General features: G+C 41.2%; 16 protein-coding genes. 2 read left to right on the forward strand and 14 right to left on the reverse strand.

Annotated elements, in window-relative coordinates; translation table 11 throughout:
* Positions 1-233 precede the first annotated feature (233 nt).
* Both DXB73_RS09900 and DXB73_RS09905 read right to left on the reverse strand, forming a co-directional pair.
* Positions 234-572: a hypothetical protein gene (locus tag DXB73_RS09900; RefSeq protein ID WP_022025203.1), complete on the reverse strand. Its 339-nt coding sequence runs from the start codon at positions 570-572 to the stop codon at positions 234-236.
* Positions 573-605: 33 nt separating this feature from the next.
* Positions 606-875, reverse strand: coding sequence for an FYDLN acid domain-containing protein (locus DXB73_RS09905; RefSeq protein WP_022025204.1), 270 nt, complete (start codon positions 873-875; stop codon positions 606-608).
* Between the two features lie 305 nt (positions 876-1,180).
* Between DXB73_RS09905 and DXB73_RS09910 the strand changes: the two genes are divergently transcribed.
* Together DXB73_RS09910 and DXB73_RS09915 are read left to right on the forward strand one after the other, a co-directional pair.
* On the forward strand, positions 1,181-1,495 hold the full coding sequence (locus tag DXB73_RS09910; RefSeq protein WP_022024634.1) for a helix-turn-helix transcriptional regulator: 315 nt from the start codon (positions 1,181-1,183) through the stop codon (positions 1,493-1,495).
* 71 nt (positions 1,496-1,566) lie between these two features.
* Positions 1,567-2,232, forward strand: coding sequence for a DUF4230 domain-containing protein (locus tag DXB73_RS09915; protein ID WP_118691007.1), 666 nt, complete (start codon positions 1,567-1,569; stop codon positions 2,230-2,232).
* Between the two features lie 179 nt (positions 2,233-2,411).
* Here DXB73_RS09915 and DXB73_RS09920 read toward each other — a convergent pair whose 3' ends face one another.
* The 12 genes from DXB73_RS09920 to DXB73_RS14560 all read right to left on the reverse strand — a co-directional run bounded on the left by DXB73_RS09920 (position 2,412) and on the right by DXB73_RS14560 (position 14,625).
* Positions 2,412-2,885 (reverse strand): hypothetical protein, encoded by a 474-nt coding sequence (locus DXB73_RS09920; RefSeq protein ID WP_022024637.1) that lies wholly within the window; start codon positions 2,883-2,885, stop codon positions 2,412-2,414.
* Positions 2,886-2,892: 7 nt separating this feature from the next.
* The gene (locus DXB73_RS09925; protein ID WP_118691008.1) at positions 2,893-3,972 is read right to left on the reverse strand and encodes a serine/threonine-protein kinase; all 1,080 of its coding nucleotides are present in this window, start codon (positions 3,970-3,972) and stop codon (positions 2,893-2,895) included.
* Between the two features lie 89 nt (positions 3,973-4,061).
* The gene (locus DXB73_RS09930) at positions 4,062-5,003 is read right to left on the reverse strand and encodes a hypothetical protein (protein WP_118691009.1); all 942 of its coding nucleotides are present in this window, start codon (positions 5,001-5,003) and stop codon (positions 4,062-4,064) included.
* A 26-nt stretch (positions 5,004-5,029) separates the two neighbouring features.
* Positions 5,030-5,431, reverse strand: a complete 402-nt coding sequence (locus DXB73_RS09935; RefSeq protein WP_118691010.1) for a (deoxy)nucleoside triphosphate pyrophosphohydrolase — start codon at positions 5,429-5,431, stop codon at positions 5,030-5,032.
* A gap of 19 nt (positions 5,432-5,450) precedes the next feature.
* Positions 5,451-6,653 (reverse strand): DUF3427 domain-containing protein, encoded by a 1,203-nt coding sequence (locus DXB73_RS09940; protein WP_182448300.1) that lies wholly within the window; start codon positions 6,651-6,653, stop codon positions 5,451-5,453.
* A 447-nt stretch (positions 6,654-7,100) separates the two neighbouring features.
* On the reverse strand, positions 7,101-9,014 hold the full coding sequence (locus DXB73_RS09950; protein ID WP_118691012.1) for a CotH kinase family protein: 1,914 nt from the start codon (positions 9,012-9,014) through the stop codon (positions 7,101-7,103).
* An 806-nt stretch (positions 9,015-9,820) separates the two neighbouring features.
* Positions 9,821-12,427, reverse strand: coding sequence for a family 43 glycosylhydrolase (locus tag DXB73_RS09960; RefSeq protein ID WP_243104027.1), 2,607 nt, complete (start codon positions 12,425-12,427; stop codon positions 9,821-9,823).
* Positions 12,428-12,558: 131 nt separating this feature from the next.
* The gene (locus tag DXB73_RS09965; RefSeq protein ID WP_118691013.1) at positions 12,559-13,428 is read right to left on the reverse strand and encodes an AraC family transcriptional regulator; all 870 of its coding nucleotides are present in this window, start codon (positions 13,426-13,428) and stop codon (positions 12,559-12,561) included.
* A gap of 103 nt (positions 13,429-13,531) precedes the next feature.
* Positions 13,532-13,783: an integrase core domain-containing protein gene (locus DXB73_RS09970; RefSeq protein ID WP_243104030.1), complete on the reverse strand. Its 252-nt coding sequence runs from the start codon at positions 13,781-13,783 to the stop codon at positions 13,532-13,534.
* A 101-nt stretch (positions 13,784-13,884) separates the two neighbouring features.
* Positions 13,885-14,163 carry a transposase gene (locus DXB73_RS09975; RefSeq protein WP_118691014.1) on the reverse strand — a complete coding sequence of 93 codons (279 nt, stop codon included), beginning with the start codon at positions 14,161-14,163 and terminating at the stop codon, positions 13,885-13,887.
* A 97-nt stretch (positions 14,164-14,260) separates the two neighbouring features.
* On the reverse strand, positions 14,261-14,428 hold the full coding sequence (locus tag DXB73_RS09980) for a hypothetical protein (RefSeq protein WP_243104033.1): 168 nt from the start codon (positions 14,426-14,428) through the stop codon (positions 14,261-14,263).
* A gap of 50 nt (positions 14,429-14,478) precedes the next feature.
* Positions 14,479-14,625 (reverse strand): hypothetical protein, encoded by a 147-nt coding sequence (locus tag DXB73_RS14560; protein ID WP_182448301.1) that lies wholly within the window; start codon positions 14,623-14,625, stop codon positions 14,479-14,481.
* Positions 14,626-14,634: the final 9 nt, after the last annotated feature.

The following is a 14,634-nucleotide window of genomic DNA, read 5'->3' on the forward strand; positions in this document are numbered from 1 at the left end:
AAGAGCAAAACCAGCGTTTTGCTCTACAAGAATTGCTTTAGCAATTCTTGGCGATATCACGCTACATAACAGCAATTTTCTATCAACCAAAAACGAAAATGCGGCAAGGCAATTACTATAGTTCTCTGATGGCAGAAATCGCTCTTTGGTGGCTGCAAAATGCTATAAAGTCATTGACATAATAAGTAATATGTGGTTGTGCAATAACTTCCAGTATGGAAAGTTTGAGTAACTTATAATTGTATCAATACAGCATCAACATCATCCCACAACTGCTGCCACTGACTTGCACTCAGCCAAATAAAAAACTTCATAAAACACTTCCAATACGGATAGTCTTTATCACCTTGCAGCATTTCCACCATCTGCATCATTTCATCATAACGCGTAGCAAACTCTGTTGCATTTCCGGTTCGACGTTTCCACATCGTATAGTGAAACCGCAACGAACATAATGCTGACAAAGAACGACCCTTCTCCTGTCCGATCAATGCTGCATCATCACGCCATGCATCATTCTGTCCCAAAAAGCGTACACACTCCTCAAACCAAGCATCCAACATTGTTGTCATTTCATCTTCTCCATCTTCATACACTATAACTGCTTATATCCAGTTATAGTCTCCACCTGTCAACGCAAGGCTCAATAACTGATCATACTTTTCAATCTCTTCCTCGCCCTCCAGCATTTTGACCAGCTTAGCATCTTCTGAAATCACTGGCATTTCCTCATCCGGTCCAATTTCCATATCCGGCTCTTCCCCACAATACGGACATACAAGACTTGGACCTACCTTAATATCCAAAAATCGACTGCCACATTTTTCACAAGTATATAATCCACAACGGTGTGTTCCATCTGGTACATAAAACATTTCTGTCACTCCTGTCTATAATCTTATCATTGCAATCTTCCCAGTGATCACCTCACTTATAGGTTGATTGTTACTGTTAATGATAAACCGAAGTAGTGTAAAATGCAAATATACATATCTTGTGTTTGATTCATGTATTTGTGAATTATATATGTTCATATGCAGATCGCCACTATTTTGGTGTGGATGTTTCTTGCAAAATGGGTTGATAATTATAAAAAGATTACGTAGAGTAATCAAAAAGTAATTTGAAATATACCACAAGGTTTTATATCATAAATACAGTGCAAAGGAGTGAAATAAAAATGGGAATGAGCTTAGGTCAATTCATTTCAATTCGTCGAAAAAGGATGTTGATGACGCAAGAAGAATTGGCAAAGAAAACTAATGTCTCCAAGTCAGCAATTGCCAAATGGGAAACAGACGGGGGGATTCCAGATCGTGACAATCTGTATAAACTTGCTAATATACTGGGAGTAACTGTCAATGACATGCATCAAATTATACGAAGCATGAAATATAAAGATATTGATCTTACGGTAAATATCACCCCGGATATTATTGAAATTCTCGAATCATATGGATATAAAGTAATTCGTCCAAACGAGCGAGAAGAGTGATTATTCCATTGTCATTCTAATGACATTATACAGCAACAATATATATGTAACACAATACACGGAGGCATGAAATGCAAGAAACACAATTACAGCAAAAAGAGATACTAGCAGAAAAAAAGGAGAACATTTCGAAAAAAAGTATGCACAAAAAAATAATATTGATATCCTTCATTTCAATCCTAGGCATTTTCTTGCTAATCGTCGGGTTCTATGTTGGAAGTAAATACAGTCTTCGAGACAGTTCCGATCCTGTCAAGCTATCCTTCGAAAACATTGGAAAATTAGCAACGCAATCTGCCCACGAAACCATGATTAATGAAATCAATGATTCCCGTAAATTTTGGGGTACCAATATACAGATACCATTCACACAAAATAAATACATCTATACATATAATGTCACTGTAGATGCCGGCTATGATTTTAGAAAAATTAAAGCTCCGAAGTATGTAGGTGAAAAAATAATTATAGAACTACCTAAAGCGGAAATATTAAATGCCAAAGTCGACCATTCTTCATTAAAAGTATATGAAGAAGACAAAAATTGTTTTACACCTCTTACTTTGGACAAAATAAATACACAAGAGAAAAAAATGCAAGAAAATGCCAAACAAAATGCTATTGATAATGGTATATATGATCTTGCATATGCTAATGCCAAAAAAGTAATCACTAATTTTGTACATTCTTTTAAGGAATATAAAGATTGTAATATTGAAGTAAGGGAGGCGAACTGATGTTTGATAACATCAAAACAGTTATTAGAATTGTACTTGGGATCATTATTATTGCTGTTATTCTTTTCTACCTTGGTCTCTTTGTTACTGCCTGACAGGACACTCTGATGTTATCGTACTTACAGAGTATGGTGTATTCCGTTACTTAAAACTGAATGCACCAATTGCCAGCTATTAAATCAACCATCCGCAGACAATTTAAGCAGCCCATTTTTTACAAGCATATCATCAATATCACCCAGATCATATTTGCGATTATTAATTGCCACAATAATGCATGCATCTCGTTTATCCTTGGCATATAACGGTTTCATCCCATACAACTTAAGTGCAGTATTTATTTCATTCAATTGAAATCGTCCCGCCACACAAAATCGAATGATCAAATCTCGATTTTTCGTATGCTTCTCCATATTGAGTATTTTTTCTCCATACGACTCTGACACTCCTGCAAAGGAATAAATATCTTTATAATATAATTTGGAATGACAAAATGCGAGATTTTTCTTATCAATAACATCTTTCATATAATATGTAAACGCCTTCGAAGTTTCTGCAATATAATATCGATTTTCTTTATAATATTTATCCATGCAATCTGGCGTGGTATTTCTTAGCTGAGCATCCAGTTCGTCCGTCGACTTTTCCTGCATAACAATTTCACACTCCTTTTTCCAAATATGTATTAAGCGCACTCAATAATTCTTCATCGCTATATCGTTCTTCCGGATCCAGCTTGATGCATCGATCAACGATCACCCAAACCTCCCCTTTCGCTTTTTCTTCTTTGGGTAATTTACCGGTAATTAAAACATTTAATAATACGCCGAGCGCATATATATCTGTTTTAGGCGTCGACGCTCCATGTCCAAAGCCAACCTGCTCCGGAGCTGCATAATATAATGTCCCCAATAATTTTGTATCTTCAAGTTGATCAGGTGCATATTTTTTGGCTACATTGACATCCAACAAAAACACCTCGTCATTATTACCAAGCATTACGTTAGATGGTTTAATATCTCTATGAATAATAGGTACATCCCGTGTATGCAGGTCGATTAATATCCTAAGTAAATCCCTCGCGATCCGCACTGCCGTATATACTGACATTCTTTCCTGTTGCAGACAATCAGCAAGAGTCATTCCTTCGATATACTCTTCGACAACAACCAAATATCTTGACCCCTGATATATCCCATAGATTTGTGGCATATGTGCTATTGGATGCTCCCGTAAACTCTCATATACCTTTGCATCAAATATCGTGAGCTGTTTTTTTATGTACGTCTTACCCGTTCGATCACATATCAAAATAACATCTTGATTCCCACCAACAGATTCTATTTCTTCATAGCAAAGCAGTGATAATACATCCTCGTCCTTCATCCCCTTATATGGATTCTGCAGAGACATCCGATATTCATCTTCTGATAAATATATGGTCCGCTCTTCTAGTGCGTTAGCAAAGCCACACTTTGTGCACTCCCATTCTCCGCAATCTTCCTGAAATCCTTTCTGCACATTTAGCATTGCACCACACTCATCACAAAGCCATACAATATTTGTCTCTGTGTCAATATTTGGATTGATCAACATCTCGCCACAACCCTTGCACTCCCAGTAGGGAAGGTCATTTCGGTATCCCCTCTGCAATGTCAGATTCGCATCACAACGCGGGCAAAACTCGACAGCATATTCACATTGACTGCGGCGAAAAAGAAAACTCAGCAATTTATTCATACTAATCACTTATCCCTAGCTACTACAATATATTTATGGTTAATATCCCTTACAGCCAGTAAGGAATTTTGCATCTTGTTGCTAATTTACTATTTTTCTTCCACGACCGCCATCTTAGTACCCTTTTTTCCCGACTTTGTAAATTTGCTGACATCAATATTTATCCCTAAGAACACTTTCATCAGCCAAAAGAAAAACAGCACAACCAACAATGGGAAAATGCAGGATGTGATGACCATTACAGCGGTCGCTTCAATAAAATTATTTAGCGTTTTTTCCGCTTTGTTCGTCAATTCCTCAATTTTCTTAGAACCAAACGACGTGATATCCGAAACAATATCCTGCGCCGATTGTTTCGTGTCATCAAGCACTTCTTTTCCACCATTTACGATCGAATTCCAAATAGATTGATTCTTCTGCTCACTGTTCTCCTGTGTTTGTCCATCTTTGTTATTCTGATCATCTGCAGCTTTCTTGGAATCGTCTGCTTGCGTTTCTTGTTTGATCGTTTCATTTGTCTGCTCAGCATCTTTCATTGTGGCATCCAATGTAACCTGATATGTTTTTTCGATCAAATCGGATACAAATACACTTGCCGGCACAGTTGCAAACAAGAACAATCCAAACAGTCCTAATTTAAGTGCCAATTTAACCAAAATATCTTTTGGCCAATAAATTCTTATTATCACAAGCAATAGTGCTATCGGTATCAGGATTTTAAATGCTGCATAGCCTGTTATCGTTAGCAAATATTTTTCCAAAAAAATCGTGCATAAGATCAACAAAAACCATGAAGTAAGATCCGCCAGCTTCGTCGCGATAGGCGTTGCCGTATCTCCCGGTATCATAGTGATCGCTGTCGATGACGCCGTCGACAACGCGGTTAATTTCAAAACATTTGCTTTCTTCTGGTCCAGATATTTGATTGCCTTTTGATGATTCTGGGGATTCGATGCTATATTTCCCACAACAAAAAACGAGCATAGTATCATGCAGACCAGTGTTATCGTAATAATTATTTTTTTCTTCATAGTATGTCCTTTCATAGGGTGTAAGGTTATAATGTTCGTTTAATCTTTTCAATCAATGAAATATCCGCTGGCAACCACTCCACAGAATACAGTTCCTCTTCTGTCAGCCATCTCGCAGCCTCATGCTCCTTCAGCACAAGATCTCCTTTTATAATTTTTGCAAAGAAACACTCCATAGAAAGATGAAAAGTAGGATAGTCATATTCTATTGTATCGATGTATTCTAAAACTTCAATTTCAGTTTCGAGCTCCTCTATAATTTCTCTTTTCAACGCTTCTTCCGGTGTTTCTCCCTTTTCAATTTTACCTCCAGGGAACTCCCAACCATCTTTCATCTCCCCGTATCCTCTTTGGGTAGCAAAGATCATAGGTTTTCCTTCGGCATTTTCTGCCTGTATTACAGCAGCTACAACCCGAATTGTTTTCATAGCAACCTCGTTTCTGTATTTACGTACATACAAAATATTGATAAATATCTTCTCTTACACTATGCTCCAGTTTCAACCGAAAGTTCATAATTGGAAGAGCAATACCCTTATCATTATATATTTCTTTTTGTTCCCACGCAATAGGATGAACACGTCCCATATAATAAAAATCAGTTCCTTCTCCATCGCTCTTTTTGACAAAAAGAAGGATCTTAAGTCCTGAGTCTGAAGATGCGATTAACTTTCTAGACTCTATACTATCTGCAGAAACCCGGCTTCGCGTCATCCAACTAAACACTTGATTGTTTATAAACTCATCTTCGTATTTTGTACTGCTGGCAATATCATCCTTTTTTTCATATGTAACAAAAATAGGACAGGTATTATACTTAATCTTGTAACCGTAAATTGTAGAACTCTCATCCTGTTCCCAATTCAAAATACGACAAACATCTTTACGCGAATATTTTTGATAAAGGGATAACCCCAATTCATCTTGCAGTGGCAAGTATAAATCCGTATATCGTTTCACGCCAAGTTCTATTAAATCATTAAGCTGATCCAAAAAATCGGACTTCTTTATGCCGGAATATAACGATAACATTCGCGAAAATGCCCCCGTATTATTCATTACTAATATATCTAATTTCTCATATTTCTTCTTCTCCGTCTGTGTGTTAAAAAAATGTCCTTGAAGAACACTTATTGCTGATTCGTAAGATTGATCTGATAACTTTACGCAATATTCACGTTGTAAATATTCCGTCAGCTTCTCCTTATCAATCCTTCCATCCTGCATCAATTGACGCAACAATAACAGCTCGTAGATACGCTTTCCATTTACTATATTTTGTGACACAAACTCTAATGTCATATGCTCTTTATCACTTAAATTCAAAGCACAGTTTTTCTCTGCCATTTGCAAAAATTTCGGATAGGAACCGGCATACTGAATAAACAAAAGCGGATCCACCTCACCTTGTACATAAAAATCTACTATACTTGGAACCTTTCCCAAACGTTCTTTTAGCAGAGTATATTTTTCAATTAACATTTTTTTCGGCGTACTTAGCTTATCTATTGCCTCATAAATTCTTTTTTTACTGATTTCGTCAAAGTGAATGCTGGAACTACCTGGAATAACACGAGCCCCTTCCATCACATATCTTCGGATCGTATCCTTATTGTAGGTTCGATCACCTGATAACGCAATTGGAATCATAAGAGGCATCAATAAATGCAGTTTGGAAACCCTTTTGCATCTCTAATAATTTCTTTGTCACAGCAGTACTCCTTTTCCAACTAATTCCTTTGTTTCCATTTATTCATCCAACATTATTTTTCCTTTTTCGCCTTCTCCCGAAGCCTCTGCATCTGCTCTTTTTCTATCTGCTGAATGTTCTTCTGGGGTGTTGGCATACCCTCCGGCAATGTACCGCCAAATTTCCTTTGCGAAGAATGCAATGCCACCAGCGGTGGCTATGGCTTTATTTTAGGAAACGAACTTCTTTTTCTGCTTCTTCCAATACCAACCGGACCATCTTCTTTTTGAATTCAGGCTTATAACGTTTGTTCGTGTTTGCCATTTTTATCACCTTCACTTTCATTTTGATTATATCATTTATTCCAGTGTTGGTGTTACAACTTTATTATACCATCTCATATCTACTCACTCCAATCTTTTTTCCGTTTTCTCAATCCAATTGACGATCCCCGGGATCGTATCCGCCCGGCCTCCGAGGAAATCGACAAGGCACTGATAGCTTGCATAACCTCCCCCAATGGCATCTTCCGTCTTATATTCTGCCTGCTCCGTCCCAAAATATCTGGTAAAGAACTGCGGGTACAACGGCTCATAGATCTCCCTGATCTTCTTGCACTCTGCCAGTGCATGTTCTTTTTCCAGTTCATTTTCACTGAGCGACAGCAACTTATCTTCAAAATCCCGCCGAAACGAATCATTGCTCATCAGATAGACAAACATTTTGACCAGCGGATTGTCCGTCTTCTTGTCGAGAAGCCCATATTTCTTATAGTTGTCCTCAGCCATGGTATTGGTTCCAATGTCCTCCACACCGCTGACCCCTCCGAAATCCAGATCGTAGAAACAAAGTCTCCATCGCCCGTCAGCATACGGATTGTCCGGATCCACCTTCGTGGTCTTCCAAATCGTCCAGTTCTTTCCCGGCCAGTCCCATTTATTGTTCAGCCAGACATTGGCCGCAAAATAGTCCCTGACAGACTCCGGATCGACCAGTTTGGCAAATGCTTCGTAATCCTGCTCATTGCGGAGATTGTCATGGCTGGCGAAGAAATCCAGCACATCCTGCAGATAGTAGGACTCATTGTCCTCCCCCTCCGGCAGTTTTCCTTCATCCAGCTTGTATCCCAGGGAAAGTGCCTCTGCATCCCCCTTATATGTCACGACATTTTCCTTGGCCACTCCATGTGTCTTCTCAAAATACTTGGCCTGATAATCTTCCTGCAGAATATACAGTCCCCAGTATTCCCCATTCAGATAGACCACGCATGGCCTGGATGCCTGGGTCTCCACCTTCAGATCCGCCAGCTGCTTCTGCCAGTAGGTATCATTGAATTTGGTCGTAAACGCGCAATTTCCGCCATTGCGTAGGATCAGCTTGCGGAAACTGGAAATCACCTCTCCCCGGTCATCCACATCCTTATCGCCAAAAAACGGATAGGAGAAATTCTTCTTGCCATACTTCTTTCCGCCACACAGCCGCAGACCCTTCTGCAGATCTGAGCGCGAATAATTGCCCTGAATCCGGATACCACAATCCTGCTGCAACCGGCAGACCGTCGTCTTGCCATCACTCTCAAAATAATCCACATGGGCGGCCCGCTCCCAGTCCTTTCCTCGCTGTTTGTAATTGCCGTCCAGCCTGCGTCCCGTCTCCACGTCCGGACACGAATCCTCCGCGTCCCGGATCAAATCCTCCAATGCCTTCTGATAAATGTCACCCTTAACATAAATTCCGATTTTGGAGTCAAACATATCTGAGGAATTGACTGTGATAGACATAATCGCCAGGTCCTGACCGGACGCATCGCAGCTCTGCTCAATTCCTTGCACATGCTCCGTCATGTCCCCGACAAAATAACTCTGGGTCACCACATCGGAGCTCCGCCCGGAGGACTGCGCCACCGCGCGTACCACCGTCATCTTGTCCACCTCGTCATCCTTCGGATTTCCGATGGTGCTCACAAAATCCTGTTTCTCACTGTCCCATTCCACATTGACGGCATCATACTGTGCCGGATCGATCGCCGAGAGCACATTTGCATCTCCACACCGATCCGTCACGGATATTGCACCCTTATAGGCGATCCTGGTATCACTATCACGCGGATCGGAGCCATCCAGCGTATAATAGATGTCCCCTTTCTCCGTCGAAAGTTCCAGCTCAAACGGATTCTCATAGCATCCGCTCTCCTGTGAAAATGTCAGTTTGAGCGGCTTGGCATCCGCACCTCTCTGGCAGCCTCCTAGAACCAGCGCTGTTCCCAGTGCCCAGAATACACAGGCAATTCTCCCCTTTCCCCGTACTTTCATTGGTCTCATACGTAGTCGATCCTTTCCCTTTTTTATAATGCTACTATAGCGAAAAACCGTGGCAAAATAAACCTAAAAGAAATGCATAAAAGTACACCAAAAAAGAGAGACTTGTCGAAAGTCTCTCTTTTTTGGTGTCGATAACCAGTGTCTGCTGATCAAACAGAAAGACACAGATTTACGACCCTATATCTGTCCAAAATCCGGTACAGATGTAAAAAAGAAAAAAGTATTCGTCTTTGCATCTTAAACAGATTCGTGACAAATACGGATAATGCGATGGATGTGAGCTGGGTTTTCTCCAGCTTGGTGGTAATACAGCTCATGCCGTAACAACGTTTGCTTAATCTAAATGTACGTTCCGCTTCGATCCTGTCGGCATTATCCTTCACTACCTGTTTTACTGCTCTTGTTATTTACAGAATTCTGGAACAAAAACTTAATGAGAAGTACACCTGCGAAGAGTTGATTGATACTATCCGCTCTATGGATATGCTGATTGCACCTGGCGAAGGATATATCCCAACCTACACACGAACTGATATCACTGATGCTCTTCATGATGCTTTTGGTTTCAGAACAGACTATCAGATAACATCTCAAAAAAACATGAGAAAAATTTTAAATCAGACCAAAAAGAAGTAAATATTACCACATACTTTCCAACAAAAGAAACCTCGCAAACGGCGTAATTACGCGGTCTGCGAGGTTTTTTCCTTCTTTCAACTGTCAAAGACAGGATTATAACATATGTTTTAGTTGTAGACAACAAAAAATCTCACATTTCCAAGGCTAATGATAACATGCTTTCATCATCACTTGGTTTTTACTGCCTTGGCCTTAGACCACTTAGTGTACACTGTGACAGCCTTACCATCCTTGTATGCGCGAACACGCTTGTATGCGCGAACACGTACATAGTACTTCTTCTTGGCCTTCAGCTTCTTAACCGTCTTGGCAAATTTGGTGTTACCTTTGACTTTAACTGTCTTTGTGGTCTTCTTAGTAAACTTTGATGATGTGGAATACTGCAGCTTATAGCCGGATGCATTCTTCACCTTTGCCCATCTGATCTTAAAGGACTTCTTGCGCTTGGTGAGTTTGGTGATCACTGGTTTTTTCAGCTTAAAGGCCTTCTTGAGTTTGGTGATCGCTGTTTTTTTCCGGTCAAAGGCTGGCTGAGCTGGTGCAGTTGTCTTTGCAGGAGCTTCAGTTGGCACTACTGTTGGCACCTCAGTAGGCATCGGAGTTGGCACTTTTGTTGGCACTTCAGTAGGCATCGGAGTTGGCACTTCAGTAGGAATCGGAGTTGGCACTTCTGTTGGCACTTTAGTAGGAATCGGAGTTGGCTTTTCCGACTGAGCTACATTGATGGTGACATTGTAGTCGATGGAAGTATATGGAACTTCCTCTCCATTAATCTTTAACGCAAATCGATAGTTAATCCAATCCACGGAAGTGGTCTCCGCAAACAGACCACACTCTTCGGTACCATATACGCAGCTTCCGATGGTAGCTCCGCCCCATCCATTGGCCAGGCCATTTCCACCTTGGCTCTTAGGATTTAACTTCTGACCAACAGGAATCTCCACATCTCCGTCTGCTGTGTGTAATGTGAGACTCTTCACATAGATATCATATTTTGCATTTTTATCGTAATTGACAAAACCAAGATTTAAGACTTCATCTTTCTCAGCAATAGGTGCAGTCTTCATCACATAGTCACCTGATCTCACCACTTCCAGTGTGGAATTCATGGCACCGTTCGCTGTCTGCCCCTGAATGGTCACATCTGTGGCGGTAACATCAGTCACGCTGATATCCTCGGCAGGTCTTGCCACCTTCTCGGACTTGGTAAAATACCAGCTGTCGAACTCGATATCTGCTCCGCTAAACACGAAGAATACATTATGATTTCTTCCATCAAACTTCTTCACTGTCTTGCTGGCAACCTTGGCAAAATCACTATTATCAAACTCAATGTATGCCACTGGCTCACTTTGCACGTTATCCAAGCGAACCTCCACGCGGCCCTTACCCTTCACGTTTGCCACAAACTGATCTGCGCCGTAGGCAAAGTCTGCACATTTAACCATGGTCCAAGCACCAGGAGCCATACTCTTGGCAGCTGGGTTCGCAACCTTGTCGTAAAATACATCTGCCGAAGTCAACATCAGGCTACCTCTCTGCTCTGTATAAGCATCTACCGCCTTGATCTGCTTCACACCCTTTCGGCTTGCCGCAGTAATTGGAATACTTAAGTTTGCAGGATCCATTGGCAGATAATCCACCATCAGACTTCGGAAACCACCGCTGATATGTGCATTATCTTCCAGCATCAATGTGTGATGGATGATGTAATTTACACCCTGATACTTGGCAAAATGAGTATGATTATTGCCCCATGTCATACCGGAATTACCGGTGCTGTTCTCGCCAGAATTATAGAAATATGCCCCCTGATACTTCCAACTGTCTGCATCCAAAGGAGTCTTGGTGGTCATATATGCCATAGAACATTTAGGCGGCTTTGCAATACCATCATAGTCCCACTCCTTGCCTCTATCCTGCCAGTCATTACAGTAGGTATAGTAAAATGTTCCGTCGATATAATTCAGCTCACTGGCCTCGCAGAAATATGGTGCGTCGATAGACACAAACTCACTGTCAAAGGACAACATATCCTTGCCCAGTCTTACCACCTTTGGCACCTTGCTATGAATAGGACTTTCGTTGGTAGTACCGCCACCAAAAGCCAGCCAGCCTACGCCATTGTCATCGATAACAACGCCTGGGTCAAACGGTGCAGGACAATTCTTCAGTCCCGGCATATTTTGATATACAAGCGGCTTTCCCAAAGGATCACTCCAACCCTCCACTGGATCTGTGGATGTGATAACACCTACACCCTGTCCACTATTTGCAAAATACAGATAAAAATGAGTCAGGCCATCCTCCTCAACACGGGAAGTGATGGATGGCGCCCAGGAATTGGCAATCCATGGTGCAATCTCCCCCACTTCGATTCTTCCATGATAAATCCAGTTGACCATATCATCGGTAGAAAATACCACCAGTGAACGAATCTGATCGTAATCATTTTTCGTATCCTCCTGGTACTGCTGATGATCGTTGGTTCCATACACGTAAAGTCTTCCGTTGTACTCTACACAAGTTGGATCCGCACAAAAGATAGATGGCGAGATCGGATTGGCATTGGCTTCCGATTTCCAAGCATTTCCGCTAACCTCATCAATAATATTCCCCTCATCAAGACTCTCCAGAATCTCTCCCTGAGAAGCATCCGACAGCTTACCGGCAACCGCTGCCGAGGCATCGGGAACCATCTTTGCTGTTGGCACAAAGCCCAGTCCAGACACTACCAGACTAAGACTTAATACAATAGGTAATACACGTCTCATAGTCATCCTCCTTCACATGAAATCGATATGTTGATTTCGTAGTAATATGTTGATTTCATAGTAACATGGCGAAAAAAAGGGTGTCAATAGCGCCGCAACTTTGTGCTAATTTCCAGCAACTTCCTTGTGGATTAATATTGTCTTTTCCCGTAAACACTTCGATATTTTGTGGGTGACATGCCATTTACTTTTTTAAATAAACGAGTGTAATAATTTGCAGAACTCATCCCCACAGCCCGCGAAATCTCCTCCACTGACATATCGCTGTAGATCAACAGCTCCTCCGTGTGTCGTATGCGAATCAGATTGCCATACTCCGCATATCCCATACCAGTCATCTCGTGAAAAAAACGACTGAACGCATAGTAGCTCAGACCGCATCTCCGGGATGCCTCGTGCATGTCCAATCTTTCCGCAGGATTCGCCATGAGATAATGGATCACATCACTAATCTGCTGAATCTCCTCTTTGCCTCCGTAGCCCTGATGCAGCTGGATACTGCCGTTCTCCAACAACTTTGCCAAAAACTGCAATATAACAGCGTCCATCTGCCACTCCTCCGCCAGATTGCCCTTCTTATTACAAATTCGATTGTAAAATCGTTTTTGGTACAAGTCGTCCAGAGATTTCCGGTGTTCTCCATCCAACATCAGAAAAGGTTCTGCATCCGGGCTGATCTCCAACACCTGATCCTTCTGAAGACTGGAACTAACCTGATACAGAAAATCGCTGGAAAACTGAATCACCAGATCCTGGCACTCCGTAATGTTGTGATAACCGTGCATACAAAGTGGAGAAAACAAAAAGAAGCTACCAGGCTCCACCTTGTATCTCTGCCCATTGATAATCTGATAGCGCTCCCCAGAGACCAGGTAAGATATCTCACAATACGCGTGACAATGGGTGGGATATTGACGGTCCGCCTCCGTCTCGTAGCCAAAACAACTGATATGATGCTTGGCAGGTTCCTCATTATTTTGAAATTCTCTTTGATATAACATGGTGTGTCCTCCGCTGAGAGTATACGTCTTACTCAAATATAAAAATTTCTTCTATTGGTCCTATGTCAAGATTTAGTACAAGTTAAAATGAGTTTTTCTCATTCTAACCTGCCAGCAATTCCGAAGTTGCCTGTTGATACAATCTTTCAAAATCATCGGGTGACATATAATCGCAATGACTATGAATTCGTTTGGTATTATAAAACGTTTCCAAGTATTCAAATACCAGGCGGTATGCATGTTTGTAATTGCTGATCTTAAAGCGGTTTAGCCATTCCCATTTTATCAGCGAATGAAAGGATTCGATACAGGCATTATCCCAAGGAAAAGCTTTCTTGGAATAGCTTCGATTCATTTTTGCTGTTGCCTTTTTATATTCTTTCGATACATACTGGCTGCCTCTGTCACTGTGGATGATCAAAGGTAATTCGGTGCTGCGTTTTGCTTTTGCTTTGTTTATAGAATGTTTATGGCTTTTTTTAGCACATCAAGTGCGTCCTTGGCATCACGTAATTCTCTCTTCAGACGGGCAATCTCTTTTGCCTCATCCGAAGAATAATTGCCGGATCCACGGCATTCCAGATCACCGGTTTCCCGCAGCTCCTTCTGCCATCTGGACAGAGACTGCTGGCTGATGCCTAGATTTGATGCACAGCCGACCAATCCCAGTTCACGGTGATCATGATAGTACTGGACGGCATCCAGTTTAAACTGTTTGTCAAAATGTTTTGCCATGATAAATTCCTCCTTCAGTACGATACTTTTATTGTATCACTAATCGACGGAATGAAAAGCTCTCACTTTGACTTGTACTATTTATATTCTAACACCACTAAACTCCGACACCCTTTATGTCTTCTCTATGACATCCACTTATCTCAGTTCTCGGTATCTTAATCGCTTTGCCATTCCAATTAGATAACTCTGCAGTAGTTAAACTATCTGCAGAGCCATTTACCAGAAATAATTCGATTGCTTTTCCGTACATAAAATTCTGCATTCCTTTCTTTTCATCTATGATAAGCGTTCAGCCTATACAGGCCTACATTCTTACCCCTCTGTCTTTTCCATGATGTCACGAACTTTTTTCGCCTCTTCACTATCCGTTCCATCACAAATCACAGCGTAAAAATCGTGTATATCCTCATCCTTCAGAATATACTCAACCTGTTTGTTTTCAAGCGCAATGCTTAACAACTTTGCCTT

Source organism: Clostridium sp. OM05-6BH, from assembly GCF_003481635.1.
GTDB lineage: Bacteria > Bacillota > Clostridia > Lachnospirales > Lachnospiraceae > Butyribacter.